This is a genomic window from Methanothermobacter sp. (assembly GCF_030055425.1).
In the GTDB taxonomy this organism is placed as follows: Archaea; Methanobacteriota; Methanobacteria; order Methanobacteriales; family Methanothermobacteraceae; genus Methanothermobacter.
Map to the genome: position 1 here is coordinate 56,234 of NZ_JASFYE010000008.1, position 23,587 is coordinate 79,820.

The window sequence follows — 23,587 nt, forward strand, 5'->3', positions numbered from 1 at the left end:
ATTCCCTTGTTTAAGCTTAGAAGTTTCACAACATCTGACCTCACATTTCTGGGTCTCATAATAGCCCTCATGTACATCGTGCAGACGGTGACGATCCTTGGTGTATCGGCACTTACACCTGTGGACGCCCTCAAGTCCATTGTATCGGCATTCTTTGTATGCATCGTTATAAGCATAGGACTTGCAGGTGTGGGGAAGGTGGGGACATTCACCATCATAGGCCTTGTTAACGGGATCATCTGTGGCTTTATAATGCCCGCTTTCCTGCCTCTTTTACCTGCAACCCTCCTGGGGGGCCTTGCAGGTGATGTTGCCGCAGGGGTTTTTTACGGCGGCTACTCATCCAGGAACTCCCTTCTCCTTGGCTGTGGTGCTGCCAAGTTCACAGAGACCATCGTGATCCTCACCGTGCCATTCCTCTTTGGATTTGCAAATTTCATGCTGGCCCCCATCCTGATCATTGCATCAGCACTACTGGTGGCTATTCTTGGGGTCCTTGGGGCACTGGTGGGTTACGGGATCATAACTGAACTCAGAAAGGCGGGGGCAATGAAGCAGTAATTCAGGGGAGATCTGATGGACCTGAACAGGGTTTTCTCTCCATTCACCACCACGGAGACGGGATTTTTTGGCGAGATAAATCCCCTATCAAAGATGCTGATAGTTCTTCTTGCAGCGGCCTTCTCTGTGTTGATATCCAGACTCTGGATACTGGTATTGCTGGGGGCTATTTTCACGGGGCTCCTGGCATCCTCAGGCTCCCTCAGAGCCGCTGTTCCATTCCTTTCATTCATCGCATTCTTCTGGGTGCTCTCGGTGGTTGCAGTATTCCTAACCTCGGGTGATATGGAATACGCCCTCGGCTTTCTCGGCCCATTCTTTGCAAGGTTCTTCATCCTGGTGGCCGCCGGGTTATTCTTCGCATTCACAACCTCGCCGCGAAGCCTTGCAGAGTCCCTGAGGTCCCTCCGTATTCCAGGGGAGATTGTATTCACGCTCACGGTGGCCCTCAGGTACATCCCGGCCCTCGCAGTTGAGGCCTCATCAATATGGGATTCCCTTAAACTGAGGCTCAACGCTTCAGGTCTGTCGCTGGCTAGAAGGCCGTCACTCATCTACCGTGGCCTCATAATACCACTCATCATAAGGGTTGTCAAGATCTCAGATGAGGTTGCTGTTGCAGCCGAGACACGGGCATTCGACCCCAGGAGGGTGGCAGGGGGTAAGATGACCTTCACTTACAGGGATGCGGTGTTCCTGCTGGTCTCTGGAGCCATCTTCACGTTACTTGGATTGATCAACGGGGGTGGTTCAGGTGTATGCGGTCTCATTTGAGGATGTGAGCTACACCTACCCCAATCAGGAGCAGCATGCCATCAGGGACCTTGACCTCAGAATCAAGAGGGGGGAGTCTGTATTCATCACAGGGAGGAGTGGCAGCGGAAAGTCCACCCTTGCACGGTTAATCACCGCTGTGGCGCCCTCCATAATGGGAGGGGACCTTAAGGGCGCCGTGCTGGTGAATGGCAGGGACACATCTGATCTCCAGGTCAGGGAACTTGCAGCGGATGTGGGATACGTCTTCCAGAACCCTGAATCACAGTTCTTCACCCTGAACGTCAACGATGAGGTATCCCTCGGACCAGGGAACCTTGAACTCCCTGACATTGATGAGAGGGTGGGTGAGGCCCTCAGGCTGGTTGGACTGAAACATAAAAGGTATGAGAGCGTCTTCAGACTTTCAGATGGGGAGAAACAGAGGGTTGCAATAGCCTCACAGCTCTCAATGTCCCCTGAAATCCTACTCATGGATGAGCCAACATCCAGCCTTGACCGTAAGGCAACGGATGACTTCTTTGACGTCCTCCAGAGGATGGGGGATAGGACCCTGATACTCATGGATCACAGGACCTACAGGGTTCCGGATGTATTTGACCGGCTAATTGTCATGGATGGGGGCTCTGTGGTGGAGGATACTGACACAGATGCACTCAGGGACCCTGATTTCAGGGATAAATATGGCCTGAGATCCCCTGAGGTAAGTTTCAGATTGAGGCCCAGAGAAAGGAAGGGCAAACCTGTTCTCAGGGTTTCCAATCTCTCCTACACCTATGGTGACGACTTCAGCCTGAGGAATATAAACCTTGAACTGAGGGAGGGGGAGGTGCTGGGGTTAACAGGACCCAACGGCTCCGGAAAAACAACACTTGCAAGGCTGATCTCGGGGCTCCTGAAACCCGACAGCGGATTCATTGAGGCTGATGGTGGCACCGGTCTCGTCATGCAGGACCCCGACCACCAGCTCTTCATGGACACCGTTGAGGGGGAGCTGACCTTTGGGGTGGATGATTACAGGAGCAGGGACCTTGAGGATGTCCTGAGGACCATGAACCTCCATCATCTAAGGGAAAGGCACCCACATTCACTCAGCGGCGGTGAGAAACAGAGGACAGTCATATCAGCGTATATATTCAGAAAACCCGGGGTTCTGGTTCTGGATGAGCCGACAACCGGTATGGACCTTGATAACATGAAGAGACTCGCCCGGTGGATAGATAAACTCAGGGCTGAGGGAATATCCCTCATAGTGATATCACATGACCTTGAGTTCCTTGAAATGGTTGCAGACAATCTGGTCTCAATGGATAATGGTAGTGGCCTGAGGTGGTTAAATTGAAGAGGATACTTGCAGTTACCACAATCAATAACACAGCCTCACTCAAGGAGGCCCTCATGAAGATAAGGGATGAACACGGCGACATAGTCAGGATAAAGAAGGTTTACCTTGAAAAGTACGAGGACCCCTCTGTACCCCTGGACGAGCTGGAGAGGGACGTTGAAGAGGCAGATGTGGTGCTCGTGGATATAAGGGGAAACGAGAGGATAGGCCGGGAACTTCCAGGCATCCTGGCGGGAAGAGATAAAACCGTCATAACCCTCGTCTGGGGAAGCAACCACATACTCTCCCTCACATCAATGGGACGTCTGGATCTTAGAAGACTCGTTGAACTGGCCCCAGAGAGGATCGACTCACTGGTGAGGTCAAGGGACAGCCGGGAGATCCTGAGGATAGCTGGTTCAGATGAAATCAGGGATGACCTTGAGAACTGGTTCAGGATAATGGACTACTATGGGGGCGGCGACCCTGATAACCTCATGAACATGATCCTCTTCATCCTTGACAAATACACTGACCTGGAGGTTCCCCATGACGACCCCGTGGAGATGCCCCCATATGGCCTCTACCTCCCGTTCAGGGGATTCTACACCGACATTGAATCATACCGGAGGGCCTCAAAATTTGACCCGGACCTCCCAACGGTGGGAATGCTCTTTTACTCGGGGATGCACTTTGATGATACAAGGCCACTGGTTGAGGAGATCTATTCGAGGCTGCACGGGGAGGCAAACTGTACCATCGTTTTCTCGGATGTTGAAAACAATCTGCGGGCCATAGGGGAGTACATGGGTGATGTGGACCTCTTCGTCAACATGCAGTACTTTCAGCTCAACGGGGGGCCCCTGGGAGGCGACCCTGAAGCAACCAGGGAACTCCTCAGGAGAATAAACGCCCCCTACCTCATCTGCCTGAGGGGCTACGAGACAGACCTTGATGAGTGGGAGGGGGACCTGAACGGCCTGAACCCGATGGAGGTGGTCCTGGGGGTGACACTACCTGAACTGGACGGTGGATTTGAACCCCTCTTCACTGCGGGTATGAGGACCCTTGATGACCCGGACCTCGGTGAGGTGAGGGTGGTTGAGGTTGTACCTGATCGGATGGATAAATTCGCAGCCCGCATCAGAAACTGGCTGAAACTCAGGAACAGAAAAAACCATGAGAAAAGGCTTGCCATTATCATCTATGACTACCCGCCGGGGGAGGCGAACCTTGGAAGTGCTGGGTACCTTGATGTCCTTGAGAGCCTCGAGAGATTCCTTAAGAGACTCCATGAGAATGGTTACAGCGTCAAACTTCCTGAAAAGCCCCTGAAGGATATTATAATGGCTGAGGGACTAATAAACAGCCCATCATACCTCCAGTGTGGTGGTGTGAGGCTTCCGGCGGACCAGTACATTGAATGGTTCAGGGGGCTCCCCCATGAGCTGAGGGATGATATATGTGCCAGGTGGGGCGAACCGCCCGGGGATGTGATGGTTGATGGTGATGACATGATAATCCCGGTGGTTGAACTCGGCTCTGTTTACCTCTGCATACAGCCTTCAAGGGGGCTCATGGACGCCGATGGATACCACAGCCGTAACATGCCACCGCACCACCAGTACCTGGCATTCTACCTCTACCTCCAGTCCCTTGAACCTGATGCCGTGGTGCACTTCGGGATGCACGGTACACTGGAATTTCTCCCTGGAAAGGAGACGGCACTTGGGGATAAATGCTACCCTGACCTCCTAATCGGAGACCTGCCAAACATATACCTCTACTGGGCAGGTAACACCTCAGAGTCAACCATAGCCAGGAGGAGATCCTATGCACTCCCCATATCCCATGCATCACCACCATTCATGGCATCAGACCTCTACGGTGAATACCAGAACCTTGAGGAACTCATAGTGGAGTGGCATGAGGTGGGGGGTGAGGAGTTAAGGGAGAGGATAGAACTGGAGGCATCCAGACTCAACCTCACAGGCGATATAGGTGAGATTGAATCCGAGATATTCAGGATGAAGAGGCGCCTCATCCCCAGGGGGCTCCATGTCATTGACACAGAGTGGAGTACTGATGATCTGGCAGCCTACCTCCTTGGGGTCCTCAGGTTTGAAAGGGAGTACCCGTCCATCCATTCAATGGTGGCAGAGAGGATGGGGGTTGACTACAGTGAGGTTAAGGACACCTCAGAGGGGTGGAAGATTGAAGAGAAGGCCCTGGAAGTGCTGAGGGATATACTCCTTGGAAGAGATGTGGATCTCCCCCCTGACTATGTTGAATGGGTCAGGGGTTTATCAGAAAGGTGCGACTTCACAGGGGAAACAGAATCCCTCCTTGAGGCCCTCTCAGGCAGTTATGTCCCACCGGGGAGGGGTGGGGACCCTGTGAGGGACCCTGAGACATACCCCACAGGGTATGCCATGTACGCCTTTGACCCAATGAAGATACCCACATCATCTGCAGAGACCCGGGGAAGGACTTCTGCAGAGCTGCTCCTCAGGGACCACCTTGAGAGGCATGGAAGGTACCCTGAAACCGTTGCAGTTGTTCTATGGGGATTTGAAACCCTTAAGACAGGCGGTGAGACCATCTCAATTATCCTTGAACTTCTGGGTGTCCGCATAAACAGGAAGTATGGGCCCTGGGCAAAGAACATAGAGGTGATACCCCTGGAGGAGCTTGGAAGGCCAAGGGTGGATGTACTGGTTAACATATGCGGCATATTCCGGGACACACTGGGAAGCCAGATCGAGCTGCTGAACAGGGCATTTAAGGCGGTTGCAAACCTTGATGAGGACCCTGAGGACAACCACATCCTGAAGCACAACCTTGAGGATGGACCGGTGAAGGTTCCCCCGAGGATATTTGGACCGGCACCATCGGAGTATGCAAGCACACTACCCGAAATCATCGATGATGGAAGCTGGAACTCTGAGGATGAACTTGCATCCACCTACATGGAGGAGATGTGTTACGCCCACCTTCCCGGCGGTGTCAGGGAGGCCGGGGATGAGTTCAGGAGGAACCTCCAGAGGGTGGAGGTGGTGGCCCAGGAGAGGGACAACGTGGAGTACGAGGTGACAGACCTCGACCACTACTATGAATTCATGGGTGGCCTCACATCATCTGTAAGGAGCCTTGGGGGTTCATGCAGCGTGAGGGTTGTGGACTCAACTGAGGACGAGCTCTACGTTGAGGGCCTTGAGGATGTCATAGGGAGGGCTGTAAGGTGCAGGGTCCTCAACCCCCGTTGGCTTGATGGAATGCTGGCCCATGATTATCATGGCGCAAAGAACATCAAGGACCGTGTGGAGCACCTCCTGGGCTTTTCAGCCACAACAGGGGCCGTGGAGAACTGGGTGTATGATGATGTTGCAGAGACACTGATAGTTGACGATGAGATGAGGAGGAGGATCACAGAGAACAACCCCTTTGCGGCGGTTCGGATGGGTGAGATACTCCTTGAAACAGCTGAGAGGGGCTACTGGGACGCACCGGATGAGGTGATTGAGAGGATAAGGGAGATGGTTCTCAACATTGAATATGAACTTGAGTAGGGGGTCCATACACAGATTAAGTTAACATTATAGGGGAAGTAGAAGAAGATTCATTGAGGTACCCCCTTTTTTCTTTAACATAGAAGGTTTAATATACCAAGAAAAGCAATATATATGTACATGCCATCTGCCCTTATCGTTGAGGATGAGGCGGTAACCTCACTTGAACTTACGAGGCTTCTTGAATCATGGGGGTATGATGCGGTTTCTGTTAGTACCGGGGAGGAAGCCATTGAAACCGCCCTCAAGATGAAACCAGACATCATCCTCATGGACATAGTTCTCCAGTCAGAGATTGATGGGGTAAGGGCTGCAAGCGCCATAAAAAGGGTTCTTGATGTACCCGTGGTGTTCCTCACAGCTTATTCCAGCCGGAAGATATTTGAGAGGGCATCCGAAGTTGAGCCGGACGCCTATCTCCTGAAGCCCTTCAATTCAAGGGAACTTGCATACGCCCTTGAACTCGCCCTGTACAAGAATAAGATGCAGAAACTCCTCTCCCATGCCAACAGAAGGTACCAGCAGATACTGGATACAACAGGTGAGGGAGTCTGTATATTCAGCTCAGATGGGATTATACAGTACTGTAATAAGAGGATGGCTGACTTTTTATCCTGTAGACGCGGGGATATTACTGGAAAAAGCATATTTGATTTTGTCCACCCTGGAGACAGGAAAATAATGGAGCGTATCTTTGATTCCTGCCGTAAGGGTGTATCAGGGGAGCGTGAGATCCGCTTCAGGGCAGCTGATGGTAGCACGAAATGGATGATCCTCTCAGGCCACCCCATAACTGAGTCGTCCCAGTTCAAGGGCGGCTTCTGCATGTTCAGGGATGTAACAGGGCAGAAGATGGTTGAGAAGCGCCTTAGAAAGACAAACAGATGCCTGGAACTTCTAAGCAGAATTAACCTTAAGGCGGCGGTTTCAACCGATCCTTCTGAACTCATGAAAGGTATATGCAAACTCCTGGTTGATGAGGGATACTCCCATGCGTCATTCAGGACACCTGACGGTGTTACTGAAGGTGAGGGTCCAATGCCTGATGTCGATCTGAGGGAAGGCATTCACAAAGGGAAGGGCGGGTCAACCGCGGTCATACAGCTGGAGAACTGCAAAAACCCATTCTACCTCGTGGTTTCAGCGATGAGGATAATCGATGATGCTGAGATGAAATTCCTTAAGGAAATTGCCTCAAGCACCTCAGAAACCCTCCGGAGAATCACCTCAGAAAGTAAACTTGATTCCATTTCATCCAGATACCGTGAAATCTTCGAAAATGCAGGAGACGCTATATTCCTTATGAAGGGCGAAAAAATAATTGAATGTAACAGAACCGCCCTGGAACTCTTCAGGGCTAGCGAGGACGAAATAAAGGGTAAAACCCCCTGGGAACTCTCACCTGAGTACCAGAGGGATGGGAAGTCCTCAGAACTGGCCAGGACCATTATTGAAAGGGCAATGTCCGGTGAGAGGTGTGAATTCGACTGGCTCCACAGGAGAATCACAGGTGAGGTTTTCCCCGCAAGGGTTACCGTCAGCAGGTCAGGGGACCTTGTGATGGCCATAGTCAGGGACATGACGGACCTCTACAGGGCCCATAAAAAGCTTAGAACTGAACACAGAAAATTCAGGGACCTCCTTGAGTCAATACCCGACCCCACATTTGCAATTGACACTGATGGAAAGGTTATGGCCTGGAACCGGGAGATGGAAAAACTTACAGGTGTAAGGAAGGACGAAATAATGGGTGAAGGTGACAGAGCATACGCAATTCCATTTTACGGTAAAAGAACCCCGGGACTTCTTGAATTCATTTTAAAACCCGAAGATGTCCCTGAAAGGTACAGGAATATCAGAAGGGATGGGAATTCAATCTACGCTGAGGTCCATGTGGGGCACATGGGAAGGCACTTCCAGATCAAGGCGTCCCCAATATACGATGAACATGAGGAGGTCATAGGCGCCGTGGAGATACTGCGGGATGTTACAGATTACATTGAGACCAAGAAGAAACTAGAGAAATCACGGGAAAGTTACAGGACAATATTTGAAAACAGGGCAACCCCAACTGCAGTTACAGACACGGACTTCAATATTCTGAGCGCGAACAGGGTCTTTAAAGAGATCTTCGGCAGATCGGAGGGAATCAACATGGCCGATATCATCCATGAGGGTGACCTTGAGAAGCTCCACGGACTCCAGAACAGATGCCGGGCACTCCTCAGGATGAAGGCCGATGATAGGGTTCTCCACATGATAGTCCACAGGGGTGATATTCCAGGTTCAGGTCAGGTTGTGCTGAGCTTCAATGATATAACAAAACTCAAAATGTCCCAGCACAAGCTGAGGGATGAACTCAGAGTCAGGATGGTTCTAAGTGAGATATACCCCCATGCGGTTTCCGCTGAGAGCATAAAAGAATTCACAGAGTACATACTTGATGCCGCATGCCAGGTTACAGGTGCAGAGAAGGGTGCCATACGACTCAAAAACAGAAGGGAAATTCTGGTATCAGGCGGCCTCAGTAATGAGGAAATTGAGGCAATTTCAGAGGATGGAATCTCATCTGCAGGGGACACCCTGCGTGTCAGTGCATCATCAGGTGATATGAAATCTGAGATAATCCTCATGGGCGGAAATTTCCATAAATCAGACCTGAGGGCGGTTAAACACCTTTCGCAGTATTACCTCCTGGCGGTGAGGCAGCTGGCCTACAGGAAGAGAATGATGGAACATCAGAATCATCTGAGGCTCATAAATATCATACTTAAATCTGCGGAGACAGATGATCAGGGTATCTTCATGGAACGGGTTCTCGATGCCATCATACGGTGCCCTGAATTCAGATCAGCGGCAGCCTACATTGAACCTGACCTGCGACTGGAGAGGGGAACTGAACCCCTAGAAGAACTTCCTGAATCCCATAAACTTAAACTGCATGGAAATTTCGCTGAAATACCCATAATAGTCGATGGTGAGGTTAAGGGAACCCTTAAACTGGGCTCAAAGGCCGATGAAATCCGGGACAAAACCGAATTCCTTGAGATACTTGGAGCTGAAATCTCTGATGGAATTCAGAGGATAATGATGCACAGGCAGATCATTGAATCCCTCTATGAAAAGGAGGTGCTTCTACGGGAGATACACCACAGGGTCAAGAACAACCTCCAGATAGTTGCAAGCCTCCTCTCACTCCAGTCAGCCTACACAGATAACCCTGAAATCCTGAATATCCTCAGGGATAGCCAGCTGAGAGTGAGGACAATGGCGGTTGCCCATGAAAAGATATACCAGTCAAAGGCCATATCCACCATAAACCTGGGGGACTACCTCAAAACACTTGCAGATGAGATGGTCACACTCCAGTCAAGCGATAGAAGATTCATAGAACTCGAGTTTGAATACGATGATATCATGGTGGAGATGGAGAGATGCATCCCCCTTGGCCTCATAACAAATGAGATAATCTCAAATTCGATGAAACATGCATTCACAGGGGATAAGGGTAAAATAAGTGTATCAATCAGAAAAACCGGTGATAACTGTGTTCTTGAGATATCTGATAATGGCAGGGGTCTTCCAGCGGACTTCAACATAGAGGAACTCACATCCCTTGGAATGCAGCTTGTGGCAAACCTCGTAAGGCAGATTGATGGTGAACTTGAATACGGAAGCCGTGATGGGGCCTGCTTCAGGATAACCTTCCCACTTATTGAGCGCGACTCATAAGCACTGCCTTTCAGATTACTGGCGCTTTTTTAACTGTTTCTTCCCATGCCTCTTAGTATCAGTGAGTCCTCCACCTTTGCGATGAATGACCTCATCCTCAGAACCTTATCAGGGCTTGTTGATACAGCATCAACACCCATCTCAACAAGTTTCCTCACCAGAACATAATTTGTTGCAGCGTATCCAGCAGCATAGACCTCCACACCCCTTTCATGACACGCAACAACCACCTCCTCAACCATTCCCAGGACTGCTGGGTGTGATAGATTGAAAATACCTGCAACACGGGTGCTCCTCCTGTCCGCTGCAAGGCTGCACATTGTGAGGTCACTGAGTCCAAGTGAGACAAAATCCACGCCTTCATCAAGGAGTTCATCTATCTGGAGGGCCATGGATGGTGTTTCAATGGATGCACCCACCCTGAGGTCTCTGTGGGGTCTTATACCTGATTCATCAAGGATTTCAACTGCCTGGACATATTCAGGAATATCCCTTATGAAGGGGAACTTCAGTTCAAGGTTACCGTATCCTGAATCCAGGAGATTCCTCACCGCCTCAAATTCTGCTTTCAGGACCTCAGTATCCCTGAGATCCCTTTTTATGGCCCTCATACCCAGGAAGGGGTTTCTCTCGTGGGGTTCAGTATGTCCACGGAGGTGTGTGAGTTCGTCTGTTGGGATATCGAATGTTCTGAAGCATACAGGTTTCGGGTGGAATGCTTCAAGTATTTCCTCAAGGCCACTTTCAAGGACTCCTGAGAGTTCACCTTCCTTCATAAGCAGGTAGGGGTGCTTCCCTGTCTCTATGACCATATTCTCTATCCTTACAGAGCCAACACCATCGGCAAATTCAGCAACCCTTGCTGCGAGCCATGGGAAGTTCAGGTTAACCATGACCTTTGTGGCTGTCTCATGGACACCAATCACGTCATCCCTGGACGCCCAGTCCATGACGCCCCGGTAGATGTTCCCGGTTTTACCATCCACAGTGACTATCATGCCCTCCCTGAGGACTCTGGTTGCGACCTCTGTTCCAAGTACGCAGGGTATTCCAAGTTCCCTTAGTGTTATTGCGGCGTGGCTTGTAAGTCCACCGTAATCTGCTATAACAGCACCGGCCTTTTTGATTTCAGGCAGCATATCCCTGGCTATCTTTTTGAAGACAGCCACCTCTCCCCATTCAAGGCTGCATGCATCCTCAAGGTTCCTTATTATACGCACCCTTCCGCTTCGCCTTCCGGCACCGGCACCCACACCCCTCAGGATCTGCATGTCATTTATATATGTTTAATCGTGTTAAAATAGTTGCTCAATCTGAACCAAAACTTTGAACATTCCAGTAAATTAAATGAAAATTAATGAATATAAGTACCATTTGACTTATAAATGAAAAATTAGATTTCAGTAGTCTATGTAGTCGAATCTGCTCTCAAGTATCATGACGAGGGCAAATCCGATTATACCAATCACTGCGGATATTATGATGGAGGTGGTATCCACCATCGCTATCTTCCTGTAGGGGAGCCTGAGGGTACCTATCATGAGGCCCACAAGAAATGACATTGTAACAGCCTCATGGTTCCTCAGCAGGTAATCCAGAACCCTTGAGAAGCTCATTATACCAATAGCCGCCCCTGCAAGGAATGTTAATATCTCAGCGATGGCCAGACGGTTCAGGACCCCCAGCATGTACTCATACTGGTTCAGCAGCAGAAGTAGAAATGCACCTGAGATACCCGGCAGTATCATTGCACATATGGCCACAAATCCGGATATGAAGACAACAGGGAGTGTGTGGTTTGCCTGTATAGGGTTAAGGCCCACAAATAGGTAGGCGAATATGAGGCCCAGAGCACCTGATGCCAGGTTTTTGAGTGAAAACCCATCTATCTTCTGGTAGACCACATATGCAGAGGCGAGTATGAGGCCTGAGAAGAATGCGTAGGTGAATGCCACATAGGTGGTTATGAAGAAGAGTATAACCTTTGATAATGTGAGAATCGCACAGGCTATACCTGCAAGGAGGGGTACGAAGAGCTCAAAGTCAACCTCATCCCTCAGGGACTTCCTGGCACCAGCAAGGTCTCCAGTGAGGAGGGGCTTTATGAACCCGAACCTTATCTTACTTATCGCATGTACCAGTCTCTCATAGATACCTGTTATGAGTGCGATTGTACCGCCCGAGACACCGGGCATAACATCCGCGCTTCCCATGAAGAGTCCCCGCAGGAATATTGCCAGGAACCCCCTGAGTCTGTCATAGTAACCCATTTGAATCCTCCATGATCATGAATTGAAGAAGATATTTATAACCAGCCACCTTATAAATGTACCTACCAGATGTGAATAAGGTGGAGATTGATGCGAATTTTAATTACCCTCATAAATGTAACCCTACCAGACCTCTGAGGCATGTTTTCTCAGGGCATCCACTATACTTTTCACCTTGCTCTCACCCAGCATGAGGCGACTCTCCATTATATGCTCCGGGACCTGGCAGGGCTTCAGGATCCTGCAGTGCTCATCCTCCTCCATGATGGTGCAGGATTCGCTGAGAAATGCAACAACTGCATTAACCCATGAGACATAGATATCCCTGGATTCAAGGAATTCCTTGAGGGCTGCGGCATTCCTCTTTGCCTGGATGGACGGTGACCTGACCTCCTCCTTTCTGAGTTCATCGTTAAGGAACCAGCGGTCACCCTTCACGATGTAGTTCCCTGAACAGGACTCTGTCTCTATCACGTAGACCCCTGTTGGCCCCACAACCACGTGGTCCATGTTCCCGTATGCCCCTGGGAGCTGGATGTCGTTCAGGATGTGGTAACCTTCAGGCAGGCGTCTGAAGCAGTTTGTAACTATGAGTTCACCCTCATGTCCCTTTCTCCAGCCCATACCCCTTCTTTCACTGGCCCTGCTCAGTGGTACAGAGAGGACCATGAGGACGATTCCCAGAAGTAGGGGTGTGATACCCCATGCCGTGCCTGTGAATGCAAGTAATATTCCCGCAGGGGTCATCAATGCCCCTGCAATGAGGATCAGGCGCCCATCCCTCCAGAACCTCAGGTATTTATTGGCCTTCCTGTGGGTTTGGGTTTTTTTGCTGGATTCAGGGACAACTTTGGTGATTTTACGGTATTCATTGAAGTTTTTAACGTAGAGGAGTGGTGAGCCGCATTCATCACAAGTGTGGAATGCCCAGAATTCCTCCTCGCTCTTGATCTGCCAGTAATGGTTACAGTTCTCGCATATGAGGTAGGCCATGATATCACTTGAAAGAGATTTCCCTTTCCTAGTTATAGGGAGAGTTGATTATATTCTTTTCCATGTGTGCTGTTTTGTGTGCTTATGACAATACTGCCACTGAATGATAAAGAGTGCGAAATCAATACCCTCCAGGAGATGTGGTTATCTACAACATGGTGTAGGCGGATCAATTAAAACCAGATTTCATGTTCGCCCGTTATCTGAATTCATCGGAATATTTATCCCTAAGGAACCTTAAAATGGCTTCTGAATAAAATTCAAAGTCATGAAGTCTTTCATTGAGGACCTCGGCTATGATTGAGGGGTCAACATCGGTGTACATGTGGACGAGGATGTTTCTGAGACCCGCGGCTTCAGAGAACCTTCCTGCAAAATCAGATGGAAGTATGTCATGTTTTTCAAGGATTTCTATAACGTCCCTGTAGGTTTCTGGCTTCTCAAGGTCCTCCATTGAGATCACCATCTCTCCGATATCAAGGGCTGATTCAATTGCAAGCTGAATGTTTCTTTCTATGGCGGATCTCAGGATATAATCAGCCAGGAGTTCCCTCTCCGATACCCTGTGCTCCCTGAGGAAATCAACATAGGATGTCATGGTTTTTATCCGCTCAATTATTCTCTCAGTTTCATTCATTTTTCAATCTTCTCCTTTTCAGGTAATTCCTGAGCCATCTCCTGTCGTAGTATCTCCTGTCAAGGTAATCTGAGAGTATCCTCTGCTCGAAGCCCACCCTGAGGGCAGGGTTTTCAGTGAGTGGTCTTCGTGCCTTTATTATCTCGTAGTTCAGTTGGGGCGGCGCATCGTTCATTATCACAAGGTCTATCCTGTCAGAGCCGAGAATGGACGTGAGTTCTGATATCATCCTGAGTTTCAGCCTGGCCCTTGCGTTCCTGTCAAGTTTATCGTCGAGCAGTACCCCTATGTCTATGTCACTGAGGGGTCCCTCCTTCTCATCTGCAACCGAGCCAAAGAGGTATGCCAGCCTGACCTCATCCTTATCCTTAAAATAATTTCCAAGCTTTTTCTGGAGTTCTCTCATGACGCTTCATATTATGTCATGTTTCATTTAATAATGTTTCAGGTGGGTGCAGATTCAATGCGAAATGCGGGTATCTGCATCGTCTGAGGTATATGTGGTGATGAATCCGGAGGTTTTTTGAGGCATTTTATTTTCATCACATAAGACATTAAGATGACCTGGAGGTTTTGAGTGGGATCTCATTTTCATCAGAATATCTTCGTTAAACGTCACTATTACGAACGTATGGTCCGAATAAACACTATTTGTAATAAGATATTTAAGGGACAGTATTAAATAATATTTTTGGAGGATAGTGTATGAAGTTTGGAGATTCGGACCATGTGATATTTGAGACCTGGGTACTCAGGAAGGGTTTGGAGAAGTCCACCTTCAAAACATACCTCCAGTGCCTCAAGAAGTACTGCATGGTCACAGGCATGACCCCTGCAGAACTCATAACTGAGGCAGAGGAAGAGGAGGAAGCTGGCATCAGGATGAGAAACCGCAAGATAAACCTGCATCTCCTGAAGTTCAGAAGGGTACTGGAAGATGAGGGCAAGGCCCCTTCCACCATCAGCCTTTACTATTATGCCGTAAGGTCATTCTATGAGGCCATGGACATCACAATGCCAAAACTCAGACAGCCCTCAGGGGACATCTGTCTGGAGCAGAACTACGGTAAACTCATCACCAGGGAGGAACTCAGGACACTTGTGAGCATGGCACCGCCCAGGGAGAAGGCCCTCATCTACCTCATGGCACTCTCAGGTATGGCGCAGGCAGAGGCCAGGAGGCTGACCATCAGGAAGTTCCTGGATGCTGCAGGTGATGCCATCGACCGTGAACTTGAAACGGTTGAGGACCTCTTCAATGCCAGGGATGAACTCATGGATGAGATCATAACCCTTGATATTGTCAGGAAGAAGGTGAACTACCGCTACATGACCTTCATCCCACCTGAGGCCACAAAGGAGATCCTTAATTACCTCAAGGAGAGAATGTACGGGAGGAATGAGAAGATACGCATCAGGGATTATGATGGGGCCCTCTTTGTTAAGAGAAATGGTGAGGATATTGACAGGGATATCATCGTAACGAATTTCAGGCGTATAGGCCTTGAGGCGGGTTTCAAGAAGAAGGATGGTGCCTACAGTTTCTGGAGGGCCCATGCACTCAGGAAGTATTTCATATCCACCATCATTAACAAGCTTGGTGATAAGGTCCTGGCGGATTTCCTTGCAGGTCATAAGATCTCTGATGTGGATAGGGCCTACTGGTACATGGATCCTGAGGACCTCAAGAGGAGGTACATGAAGGCCCTCCCATATCTTTCAATTGATGGTGTTGAGGTGAGGACCATTGAGGATAGGGATTACAGGCGCCTGAGGGAGGTTGAGAAGATCTATAATCAGATGAAGGAGGAGATCCAGAAGACTGAGAAGCTCATAAGGATATTCAAACAGTACCCTGAGATCAATGAACTTTTGAGTAAGAGAATCCCTGACTAGAGTCCCTGTCTGGTTTTTTATTCACCATTTTTTTATCACACTTGCTTATCACACCTGCTCCTACTTTTAGTAATATTTATATAATGTTATTTTAATACAATTATTGTAATAATTTTGGAGGTGTTGTTATGAATAATGTTGGTGAAGATGATATCAGGGAGATACTGGAGGCCATTGATGCATTTGAGAGGCTGGTTAAACTCCTGGATGATGCTGAAACACTTCTGAGGGAGTGATTACGTATATGCAGAAGGTTCTGGTATCTGCCAGGTGCAAGCCTCAGTCCAGGGTGATCATAAAGAACAGTAATTACAGCTATGGGGATGCCATCGACTACTTTGCCAGTAAGATCAGCAGCGAGACCACAAGGCTACTTGTTGAGATTGAGCTTCTGAAGGATGAGATCGGTGAACTTGAGGATGTCCTTAAGAAAACTCAGAGGAAGATTGAGGAGAAGCGGGAGTACCTCAAGTTTCTTGAGTCCAGGTACTCTGCTGATTTTGAGGTTGATGAGAAGATCCTGGAATCAATCAGGTCCATTAGGAGCATAGCTGAGGTTTTTGACTGTGATCCTATGGAGATCAATGAGTTCACAGGTAATGACACTATTGGTTTCCATGCCATGAAGTGTGGTATAACCAAACTTGAACTCGAGGAGCTCCTGAGAATGAACATTTAACCTTTATTCTTTTTGTGTAGTGTCTCAATAATTTTTTCATAGGGTATATGGTTCCTATTTGACTAGTCAGTATCCTCTTTTAACAATATCAATCACAAAATTTAATAATTCGACCAATACAAGTATTCTCAGAAATAGGGGGAGAGTGCTATTATTGAAAATTTCAAAGATTTCGTTTGAAAATTTCAGGTCTTTTAGGAACTCTAACGTCAATATAAGTGATCTTAATGTTTTTATGGGTAAAAATGACCAGGGCAAGTCTTCAATTCTTGAAGGTCTGGATGTGTTTTTCTATGATGGTAAAGGAAGTATTAAAGCGACGAAAGATGATTTGAATAAGGATGCTGTAAGCGAGGGCATTAATGAATTTGCCATAGGTGTTCAATTTGAGGAATTTCCCGATCCTATTATTATAGATGAAACGAATGAAACATCCCTAAAGGAGGAATACTTGCTTAATAAGGATGGAAAATTGGAAATTTGGAAAAGATTTAAAAATGGAAACCTTTCATCTACACAGATAAAATGTTATCATCCATGCAATGATGAGTTTCTATGTGCCCTAATAACAAAAAAGATAGGTGAACTCAGGGATTTTATTGATGAACATGGACTGGTAGTATCTGATAGAAGGAAAGCTGCTGAAATGAGGAAGGCTATAAGAGATTATTTTTCAAAAAGAGATGGTCGATTAATTTTCAAAGAGGTGTATATCCCTATTGACGGGACAGATTTGAAAAAGATCTGGGATAAATTAAAAATGCACATGCCTGTTTTTAATTTGTTTGCAGTAGACAGGGAAAATCTGGACAGAGATTCTGAGCTACAAGATCCTCTTAAAAGTAGGATAAAAGAAATATTCTATAGAGAGGATGTCTTAAACAGATTAAATGAAGTTTCAGAGGAGATTGACAATGAAATCAGAGCATTTGCGGAGAACACAATTGAGATGTTTAGGTTACTGACTAAAAATGAAACAGAAATCACTCCGTCTATACCGTCTACAGAGGATTTGAGATGGGATTGTGTATATAAAAACATCGGATTTAACACAGAAGACGATATACCTATGAATAAAAGGGGTAGTGGTTTCAGAAGGCTTGTTCTTTTGAGCTCTCTCATTGCAAGAATAAAGGAAGAGGTAGATAATGAAGTAAATGTAATTTATGCAATAGAGGAACCTGAATCTTCTTTGCATCCAAAATGGCAGAAAAGACTTGTAAAGGCTCTTATAGAGTTAGCAGAAAGAGAAAAGTATCAGTTTTTTTTAACCACTCACAGCCCCAATATGATGCGCATCTTTGAAATAGAGTGTATAAAATATGTCGAAAGAGATTCTGAGGGATCCAAGGTTTACGATTTTAATGAAGATGTAGGAACTAAGATTATAAAAACAATGGGTCTTCTTCCAGATATAGGCAAAGTTGTTGTATGTGTTGAAGGCCCAACTGACAAGGACTTCCTTTTGAATATTAATCAAAATATTGAAGAACTAAAAAGTATTATAGACTTGGAAAAAGAGATGGAAGCTGGAACTCTAACGATTATGCCAATGAATGGATCTCGTCTCAAAGATTGGATTGTCAGTCGCGTTCTAGAAAATACAAATGCTCTTGAATTTCATTTATATGATAGTGATAGAGGTAGCGACAATGAAAATCAGTATCTTGAGGCTATTGAGAAAGTCAATCAAAGGGGAGATGGATCTTATGGAACTCTTACAGAACTACGCGAGATAGAAAATTATGTCCCAAAGGATGTAATCGAGGAGTGTTTTGGAATTGAGCTCGATCCTAGTGATGATTGGGGTGAGGATATTCCAGAACTGCTGATTAGTAAAGGCGTAAATATGGAGAAGAAAGCTATAAAGAATAAAATTTGCAACCAATGCTGTAAAGAGATTAGAAAAGATCATCTCACGAGAATGGGAACATGGAATGAAATCGAAGGATGGTTTTTGAAAATAAGGGATATGATGGAAAGATGTAGAAGATAATGTGATATAATACACTTGATTACTTCTTATTTGTGGATAAATAAAGTGAGAGGTGTTATTTTGGCTGGCAGCAGACCTGGTGGCGGTTTTAAGAACACAAAACCCGTTGTTGTGAGGCTTTACCCTGATGAGGTTGAGGCCCTGAAAAGGAGGGTCCCGCCGAGGAGCACGATGAGTAACTACATTCGGAAGATAATTCTTGATCACCTGGAAAAAGAGTAATTGGGATTCGAATCTAGTTGTTTTTGCCTTTAATGTCACTGATTTTGTCTGTTATGATTTCCTGCAGGAGTTCTTCCTCATCCATGCCCTTCAGGAGGGCCATGAATCTGAGGTCCCTCAGCAGTCTTTCAGGTAGTTCTATGATCATCTGCACTTTTTTATTAGAGAACCGTCTCCAGGAATTATCCAGATTAACACCTCCTGATCTTATAATTAATTTAATAATAAAATAATCATTTTTAGTATTTATATACTCTCATTGTATATCATGATATACACATACTGTATATAACCCAGCGAAGGTCTCCTAGAGAAAAACCTGAGATATATATCGTGTATATGTATATCAGGACGGCCCTACAGGCATACCTTCAGCGTATATCACCCCCACACCCCCAGATATACACACCACGTATATCGGATGATGTATTACAATATCTGTATATCGATATCAGCCCCGACCGGGGGGTACCCTCGGAGAGTTATATACACCCCATGATATCATGATATACACACCCTGTATATCAGACATATTGGGGGAGCTGGAGGGGGCCAGTTTTTATGGGCTCTGGATCTAACTTGTACACCCCACCCGCCCACCCCCACCAACCCCCTTCAACAATCCCATATTTATGGATGGCTTAAATGAGATCCACAGGTTTACCTGCTGTTTCTGTACCCATAAATTTTTATTACTTTTTTTATTCAGTTTAATATGAAAGTGTCGGTGGACAGGTCCCACATGCAATTAATTATGAAATTCAGATTGTGTCCCTCTCCGGCCGAATCTCCCCCCCTCAGGGTGCCTCCACCGCTGTGGGCCTGTCCACGGCATTAAACCTTGTGGAGGTCTGGAATTGAGTGAGTATGTCAACAGTGAGGCGTTCTTGAATCGCCAGAATGACCTCAAGAGGTCCCTCATGCAGGAGAATTTTGATGTTCTGAGTATCAGGGAGCGTGAAATGCACCTCATGCTTGCAGGTGATGGTGAAACTGTTTTTCTGTTCATGGTCCTCCTGCCATACATGGAGGTCTTTGAACTCCCCAAGGCTTACATCTGGAAGCTGAGGAGACTTGCAACCAGGTTCAGGGCGAGGCCCTTTGTCACGACTCTGATACCTGAGGTGAGGCACTGGTTCTTTGTACCCCTCACGGCCCTCAGGGATGATGGGTCATCCTTTGTCCTGGATGTGGAGTCCTGCAGGCATAGGGGTTTCTACCTGCACAGGTTGATTTCAGAGGAACTTCAGCAGAGGTTGATGTAGGTGGTGATTGGAGTGTCAGGTTCAAGGATGGTTCGTGGCAGGCTCTTCATGGATAGGATCACAGGTAATTACTATTTCTTTGTCCCTGATGAGCCTGTGTATATGGAGTGGTTTGATGAGTACCTTGCAGTTCTGTATCTGATGCCTGATGAGGCCAGGTACCTCTTCACTGAGGATGAACTCCTGGATGTTGACAGGGAGGGCTTCTCATTTGTTTCAATGCAAAAAGAGGTTATTGAGGAGCTTTCGGTGTCCTAGTCACTGGTTTCAGTGTTTTTCCTATGTATTTTGATTTTGTTTTTCCGTTTTCTTTCCAGTAGGCGTACCAGTAGGGGCCGTGTGGACATTTCTTGCAGCCCTTTTTCCCGCACCTCACCTTTTCAAGCCTGTAGGTTACTGAGGCCACGACCTCCCTGCTCTTACCTGAGGACCCGTCTTTGACCTCAGAGGACTGGCTTTCCAGGGCCCTGATTCTTGCATCTATGTAGTCTTTCATCTCCTGCAGGGTTTCAACGTCTTTCTGTCTGTCTACTATCGCGGTGAATGTCTTTATCATCACCATCACCATACTTTCTTATGTAACTTTTTACATATAAATCTTGTTCATGGTTACATAAGAAAAGAGTGCAACTGAATTTAGGTCTGAGTCTCCTGTCATGCACAGGTAAAGGTACTCCTATGCATCAAAACAGGTATCAGGAAAATTCCTGAAAGTGATTACCGTATTGGAATTATCATAAAAAATTGTTATATATTGGTGAAACCCAGTTTTGTAACCGTATCACAAGATCATTAAAGCTTTCTTTTGATCTTTTGACGATACCATAATCCTTTTTTAACGATAATATCAGTTTTGATTGTTTTTTGGATTTATCAGATTCTTAATGTGACCTCTGGATATCCTAGTTATGGATGGTTATGGGTGTGGTTATGACAGGTTATGGGATTCTATCTTTGATTAGATGAGTTGAAATTGTTTGTATTGTTTTCATTTTTCTTTTCTTTTTTATCTGGGTCTCCTTGTAGTTTATATCTGGATCTAGATGGGCCTGAAGTGTGGTGGTACTTACTGGATGGATCATCTTCCACATCTATGAATATGCTCCCATTTGAGAAGGGGTGGATCCACACGTCCCTTGTAGGGTTGCTTATGCTCAGGTGGGGTCCTGTAAATCCTTGGTCTGACCTATTGCCTGTGTTTTGGCCTGCCGCCCATGATTCGATCATGCCATTCACAGGACTGTGCGGAACCATTATTACCACTGTACAGAATGCAAGTACGACCATTACTGCCAGGATCCTCCTTTCACGTGCCTTGGAGTTTTTATTCTTCCATTTCACAGCGTATCTCATCTTCTTTAAAGGGTGAAGGAGTGGGCAACCTGTAGGTGTCATACAGTCAAGTACAATATGTGAGAAGAGCCCCACTGTCAGCCCCGCGCCTATTGTGGCATCATACATCATGTAAATCAGAGCTGAGGGTATTAGAATGAAGAGGTTGTGAAGGTTTCTTTTGTGATTATCATAAACTGCAATTTCTAGGAAATCAATTACTGTACCTGCTGCAACTGTAACAATAAAATAGTAGGGTCCCAGATCCACACCGAGGATATAACCAAGGACAGTGCCCATGATAAATGCAAAAATCGCATGAGTGTACCATCTCATCCCCATCTGAACTCCTGTGAATTTCATGATGCAATCCAGAGCAGTGTCCTTGCTATTATCGTTCCAAACCATACAGATGCAAGAACAAGATATGTAACAGTTCCCGTAAGGCCCATTGCAATCTTCAGGTATAATAAAAAGGCTATAATCCCTCCCATTATGATCAGAGGTATTTTTATGTCGGTCACTTCATCTTCTTCGAGGCTCAGGACCTTCATATTGTTCAGGAGCTTTGTGTGGTATCCCTTTGTCTCTGCTCGTATGCTGCAGAGTATCTGGACCTCACTGATTATATCCAGGAAGAAGCGGGTTGAGCTCCTTGAGAGGTCCTGCAGATCATTGAAGACTATCAGGACGTCCCTGTTTTTTGTTCTTTTCTTTATGGTCCTTGTGATCTCATTCAGAGTGTATTTGCTGTATATGGTGGTTTTGGATGATTCTATAAGCTCTGAGAGTATCATCGCAGCGGTTTCCTTTGCGGGGTTTATAATCTCCAGGTAGATGATCTCGTAGTCTGCGTTTATATCATATTCTGTGACGTCCCTGTATCTCACAGCCACGCTCCTGCCATTTTCGAGGTGTTCGTTGATGAGTTTCTCCAAGCCTTACACTCCCCTGTTACAGATTTAAGGCCCATAGTGACTCTGCATGATCCTTCATCTATGGCTTCCATGGGTACAGGTTCCAGAGAGGATGTGTACCTCTAGGTGGAGGTGTATTCCAAGGAGATGTTCTTCAATTGTGTCCATGTACAGGGTTTCTTCTAGAATAAAGAGGCGGTTGTCATTTTTTCTGTCAAAGGGCAGTCTTTCTGTTGGTTCTCCAGTTTCTTTCGCTGAGGGCAGGGCGGCTCTTATTTCACCATTCATTTTAATCACCTCATATTACCATAGGACTATTAAATAATACTATGGATATATGAGGTTATGGGTTCAGGATAAGGGAAGTATGCGATTTCGGCGGACTCAATAAACTGGACGTATATAAGTAGGATTTTGCTTCTTTTTGGTCGTATATTGCGGGAGGTCCCTGTGTAATGTAAATCCAATTCAGAATTTTCCGGAGTGAGAACTCCAGGGGTGTAGCTATTTTGTCGTCCAGAGACAATCATATAGACCTCGAATAAATCATCTTAAGGTGCTGTAAGAACCACTCTTCTCTAACAATCCTGAAATTGGATGTTTAACTAGATGTTATGCAGTACCCATAAACTTTTATTATAATATTAATAATATGTAATATTATGGTCAGTGGATATGGTGCTACCTCCACAGTTTCTCTTCAAGAGATTCTTAATGTGCCAAATTCCATGTCCAGGGGCTTTTATCTCCATAAAATCATATCAGAAGGGCTTCATAAAATTCCTGAGGTGATGATATGGATTTTGACGACCACTGGGAAGATATGGATCTGGATGAAGAATTTAGGGACCGTAGAGTATGTGAAATTGATGAATACGCCTTTATATTCACGGCATCCATGATAATTCTGGTATTGTTATGGATGGCCTACCTGTTTGCAAGGACAGCGCAGAGCGTAGGCAGGATGTGATTTCCTTGAAGAACTCAGAAATCGATGAAGTAATGAAATTTATCTGCAGGTTGGAATATGATCACGGGAAGAAGATATTCCTTCAGAGGGTCTACCTGGACCTCCATACTGCCTGCAAGCTTCATATTCTGAGCTTCCTTGAGGGGAGGTCCAGGAGTGATATCTCAAGGATGGCCATCAGGAGGATAATCGAGGAATATGAGGATGAAAATGGGAACCTGATTAACAGGGCAAAAAGGGAGTTGATGTGGATATAAAAAATTTATATTGTATTTCATCTTCTTTTTTTGTATTCCAGTTCCCTGAAGGGTATTATGACCTCAGTACCCCTATCCTCTTTTGTGAGTATCCTTAATTCACCTTCTAATTGCTGTGCAAGGCTCTTTACAAGGCTGAGACCTGTCCCTTCTTCCTTATCTGTGAGTCCTACTCCATCATCTGCCACTCTTA

23 protein-coding genes are annotated in these 23,587 nt (G+C 46.5%); 13 read left to right on the forward strand and 10 right to left on the reverse strand.

Annotated elements, in window-relative coordinates; all coding sequences use genetic code 11:
- Positions 1-6: 6 nt before the first annotated feature.
- From QFX39_RS07890 to QFX39_RS07910, 5 genes are all read left to right on the forward strand, one after another.
- Positions 7-561 (forward strand): hypothetical protein, encoded by a 555-nt coding sequence (locus QFX39_RS07890; RefSeq protein WP_300479189.1) that lies wholly within the window; start codon positions 7-9, stop codon positions 559-561.
- A 15-nt stretch (positions 562-576) separates the two neighbouring features.
- Complete coding sequence (locus tag QFX39_RS07895) at positions 577-1,335, forward strand: energy-coupling factor transporter transmembrane component T (RefSeq protein ID WP_300479192.1); 759 nt, start codon at positions 577-579, stop codon at positions 1,333-1,335.
- Positions 1,316-2,677 (forward strand): ABC transporter ATP-binding protein, encoded by a 1,362-nt coding sequence (locus tag QFX39_RS07900; RefSeq protein ID WP_300479195.1) that lies wholly within the window; start codon positions 1,316-1,318, stop codon positions 2,675-2,677. Before QFX39_RS07895 ends, QFX39_RS07900 begins: the two co-directional genes overlap by 20 nt.
- Positions 2,674-6,228 carry a cobaltochelatase subunit CobN gene (locus QFX39_RS07905; protein WP_300479198.1) on the forward strand — a complete coding sequence of 1,185 codons (3,555 nt, stop codon included), beginning with the start codon at positions 2,674-2,676 and terminating at the stop codon, positions 6,226-6,228. The genes QFX39_RS07900 and QFX39_RS07905 overlap by 4 nt, the downstream gene beginning before the upstream one ends.
- 114 nt (positions 6,229-6,342) lie before the next feature.
- Positions 6,343-9,960 carry a PAS domain S-box protein gene (locus QFX39_RS07910; RefSeq protein ID WP_300479201.1) on the forward strand — a complete coding sequence of 1,206 codons (3,618 nt, stop codon included), beginning with the start codon at positions 6,343-6,345 and terminating at the stop codon, positions 9,958-9,960.
- A gap of 29 nt (positions 9,961-9,989) precedes the next feature.
- On the opposite strand, the gene QFX39_RS07915 is transcribed toward QFX39_RS07910, so the two are convergent.
- From QFX39_RS07915 to QFX39_RS07935, 5 genes are all read right to left on the reverse strand, one after another.
- Complete coding sequence (locus QFX39_RS07915; protein WP_300479203.1) at positions 9,990-11,231, reverse strand: putative PEP-binding protein; 1,242 nt, start codon at positions 11,229-11,231, stop codon at positions 9,990-9,992.
- A gap of 129 nt (positions 11,232-11,360) precedes the next feature.
- A complete protein-coding gene (locus tag QFX39_RS07920) occupies positions 11,361-12,173 on the reverse strand; it encodes a DUF368 domain-containing protein (protein WP_300479254.1) in 813 nt (270 codons plus the stop codon).
- A 180-nt stretch (positions 12,174-12,353) separates the two neighbouring features.
- Entirely contained in the window at positions 12,354-13,223 is an 870-nt protein-coding gene (locus tag QFX39_RS07925) for a nuclease-related domain-containing protein (RefSeq protein WP_300479205.1), read from the reverse strand.
- Between the two features lie 199 nt (positions 13,224-13,422).
- Positions 13,423-13,860 (reverse strand): DUF86 domain-containing protein, encoded by a 438-nt coding sequence (locus QFX39_RS07930; RefSeq protein WP_300479208.1) that lies wholly within the window; start codon positions 13,858-13,860, stop codon positions 13,423-13,425.
- Positions 13,853-14,266, reverse strand: coding sequence for a nucleotidyltransferase domain-containing protein (locus tag QFX39_RS07935; RefSeq protein ID WP_300479211.1), 414 nt, complete (start codon positions 14,264-14,266; stop codon positions 13,853-13,855). The genes QFX39_RS07930 and QFX39_RS07935 overlap by 8 nt, the downstream gene beginning before the upstream one ends.
- A gap of 299 nt (positions 14,267-14,565) precedes the next feature.
- Between QFX39_RS07935 and QFX39_RS07940 the strand changes: the two genes are divergently transcribed.
- The 4 genes from QFX39_RS07940 (at position 14,566) to QFX39_RS07955 (ending at position 18,653) form a co-directional block, all read left to right on the forward strand.
- Complete coding sequence (locus tag QFX39_RS07940) at positions 14,566-15,756, forward strand: site-specific integrase (RefSeq protein WP_300479213.1); 1,191 nt, start codon at positions 14,566-14,568, stop codon at positions 15,754-15,756.
- A gap of 244 nt (positions 15,757-16,000) precedes the next feature.
- Positions 16,001-16,435: a hypothetical protein gene (locus QFX39_RS07945; protein WP_191216086.1), complete on the forward strand. Its 435-nt coding sequence runs from the start codon at positions 16,001-16,003 to the stop codon at positions 16,433-16,435.
- 154 nt (positions 16,436-16,589) lie between these two features.
- Positions 16,590-18,431, forward strand: a complete 1,842-nt coding sequence (locus tag QFX39_RS07950; RefSeq protein WP_300479220.1) for an ATP-binding protein — start codon at positions 16,590-16,592, stop codon at positions 18,429-18,431.
- Positions 18,432-18,491: 60 nt separating this feature from the next.
- Complete coding sequence (locus QFX39_RS07955; protein WP_191216084.1) at positions 18,492-18,653, forward strand: hypothetical protein; 162 nt, start codon at positions 18,492-18,494, stop codon at positions 18,651-18,653.
- Positions 18,654-18,666: 13 nt separating this feature from the next.
- Here the strand turns inward: QFX39_RS07955 and QFX39_RS07960 are convergent, their stop codons facing one another.
- Complete coding sequence (locus tag QFX39_RS07960; RefSeq protein WP_255477753.1) at positions 18,667-18,801, reverse strand: hypothetical protein; 135 nt, start codon at positions 18,799-18,801, stop codon at positions 18,667-18,669.
- A gap of 709 nt (positions 18,802-19,510) precedes the next feature.
- Here QFX39_RS07960 and QFX39_RS07965 point away from each other — a divergent pair.
- Positions 19,511-19,918 carry a hypothetical protein gene (locus tag QFX39_RS07965; RefSeq protein ID WP_147670837.1) on the forward strand — a complete coding sequence of 136 codons (408 nt, stop codon included), beginning with the start codon at positions 19,511-19,513 and terminating at the stop codon, positions 19,916-19,918.
- The gene (locus QFX39_RS07970) at positions 19,919-20,176 is read left to right on the forward strand and encodes a hypothetical protein (RefSeq protein WP_300479227.1); all 258 of its coding nucleotides are present in this window, start codon (positions 19,919-19,921) and stop codon (positions 20,174-20,176) included. It abuts the gene before it with no gap.
- On the opposite strand, the gene QFX39_RS07975 is transcribed toward QFX39_RS07970, so the two are convergent.
- The 4 genes from QFX39_RS07975 to QFX39_RS07990 all read right to left on the reverse strand — a co-directional run bounded on the left by QFX39_RS07975 (position 20,151) and on the right by QFX39_RS07990 (position 22,455).
- On the reverse strand, positions 20,151-20,474 hold the full coding sequence (locus tag QFX39_RS07975; RefSeq protein WP_300479230.1) for a hypothetical protein: 324 nt from the start codon (positions 20,472-20,474) through the stop codon (positions 20,151-20,153). The genes QFX39_RS07970 and QFX39_RS07975 overlap by 26 nt on opposite strands.
- A 392-nt stretch (positions 20,475-20,866) precedes the next feature.
- Positions 20,867-21,613: a metal-dependent hydrolase gene (locus QFX39_RS07980; protein ID WP_300479233.1), complete on the reverse strand. Its 747-nt coding sequence runs from the start codon at positions 21,611-21,613 to the stop codon at positions 20,867-20,869.
- Positions 21,610-22,188 carry a hypothetical protein gene (locus QFX39_RS07985; RefSeq protein WP_300479235.1) on the reverse strand — a complete coding sequence of 193 codons (579 nt, stop codon included), beginning with the start codon at positions 22,186-22,188 and terminating at the stop codon, positions 21,610-21,612. The genes QFX39_RS07980 and QFX39_RS07985 overlap by 4 nt, the downstream gene beginning before the upstream one ends.
- Positions 22,189-22,242: 54 nt before the next feature.
- The gene (locus QFX39_RS07990) at positions 22,243-22,455 is read right to left on the reverse strand and encodes a hypothetical protein (RefSeq protein WP_300479238.1); all 213 of its coding nucleotides are present in this window, start codon (positions 22,453-22,455) and stop codon (positions 22,243-22,245) included.
- Positions 22,456-22,963: 508 nt separating this feature from the next.
- On the opposite strand from QFX39_RS07990, the gene QFX39_RS07995 reads away from it, so the two are divergent.
- Together QFX39_RS07995 and QFX39_RS08000 are read left to right on the forward strand one after the other, a co-directional pair.
- Positions 22,964-23,137 carry a hypothetical protein gene (locus QFX39_RS07995; protein ID WP_187239640.1) on the forward strand — a complete coding sequence of 58 codons (174 nt, stop codon included), beginning with the start codon at positions 22,964-22,966 and terminating at the stop codon, positions 23,135-23,137.
- Between the two features lie 5 nt (positions 23,138-23,142).
- Complete coding sequence (locus QFX39_RS08000; RefSeq protein WP_300479243.1) at positions 23,143-23,394, forward strand: hypothetical protein; 252 nt, start codon at positions 23,143-23,145, stop codon at positions 23,392-23,394.
- The last annotated feature ends 193 nt before the right edge of the window (positions 23,395-23,587 follow it).

Excerpts from the sequence above, each read along its gene's own strand:
- QFX39_RS07895 (WP_300479192.1), top strand. The coding sequence starts at position 577 with ATGGACCTGAACAGGGTTTTCTCTCCATTCACCACCACGGAGACGGGA.
- QFX39_RS07910 (WP_300479201.1), top strand. The coding sequence starts at position 6,343 with ATGTACATGCCATCTGCCCTTATCGTTGAGGATGAGGCGGTAACCTCA.
- QFX39_RS07915 (WP_300479203.1), bottom strand. The coding sequence starts at position 11,231 with ATGCAGATCCTGAGGGGTGTGGGTGCCGGTGCCGGAAGGCGAAGCGGA.
- QFX39_RS07920 (WP_300479254.1), bottom strand. The coding sequence starts at position 12,173 with ATGGGAAGCGCGGATGTTATGCCCGGTGTCTCGGGCGGTACAATCGCA.
- QFX39_RS07925 (WP_300479205.1), bottom strand. The coding sequence starts at position 13,223 with ATGGCCTACCTCATATGCGAGAACTGTAACCATTACTGGCAGATCAAG.
- QFX39_RS07930 (WP_300479208.1), bottom strand. The coding sequence starts at position 13,860 with ATGAATGAAACTGAGAGAATAATTGAGCGGATAAAAACCATGACATCC.
- QFX39_RS07935 (WP_300479211.1), bottom strand. The coding sequence starts at position 14,266 with ATGAGAGAACTCCAGAAAAAGCTTGGAAATTATTTTAAGGATAAGGAT.
- QFX39_RS07940 (WP_300479213.1), top strand. The coding sequence starts at position 14,566 with ATGAAGTTTGGAGATTCGGACCATGTGATATTTGAGACCTGGGTACTC.
- QFX39_RS07945 (WP_191216086.1), top strand. The coding sequence starts at position 16,001 with ATGCAGAAGGTTCTGGTATCTGCCAGGTGCAAGCCTCAGTCCAGGGTG.
- QFX39_RS07960 (WP_255477753.1), bottom strand. The coding sequence starts at position 18,801 with ATGATCATAGAACTACCTGAAAGACTGCTGAGGGACCTCAGATTCATG.
- QFX39_RS07975 (WP_300479230.1), bottom strand. The coding sequence starts at position 20,474 with ATGATAAAGACATTCACCGCGATAGTAGACAGACAGAAAGACGTTGAA.
- QFX39_RS07980 (WP_300479233.1), bottom strand. The coding sequence starts at position 21,613 with ATGAAATTCACAGGAGTTCAGATGGGGATGAGATGGTACACTCATGCG.
- QFX39_RS07990 (WP_300479238.1), bottom strand. The coding sequence starts at position 22,455 with ATGAATGGTGAAATAAGAGCCGCCCTGCCCTCAGCGAAAGAAACTGGA.
- QFX39_RS07995 (WP_187239640.1), top strand. The coding sequence starts at position 22,964 with ATGGATTTTGACGACCACTGGGAAGATATGGATCTGGATGAAGAATTT.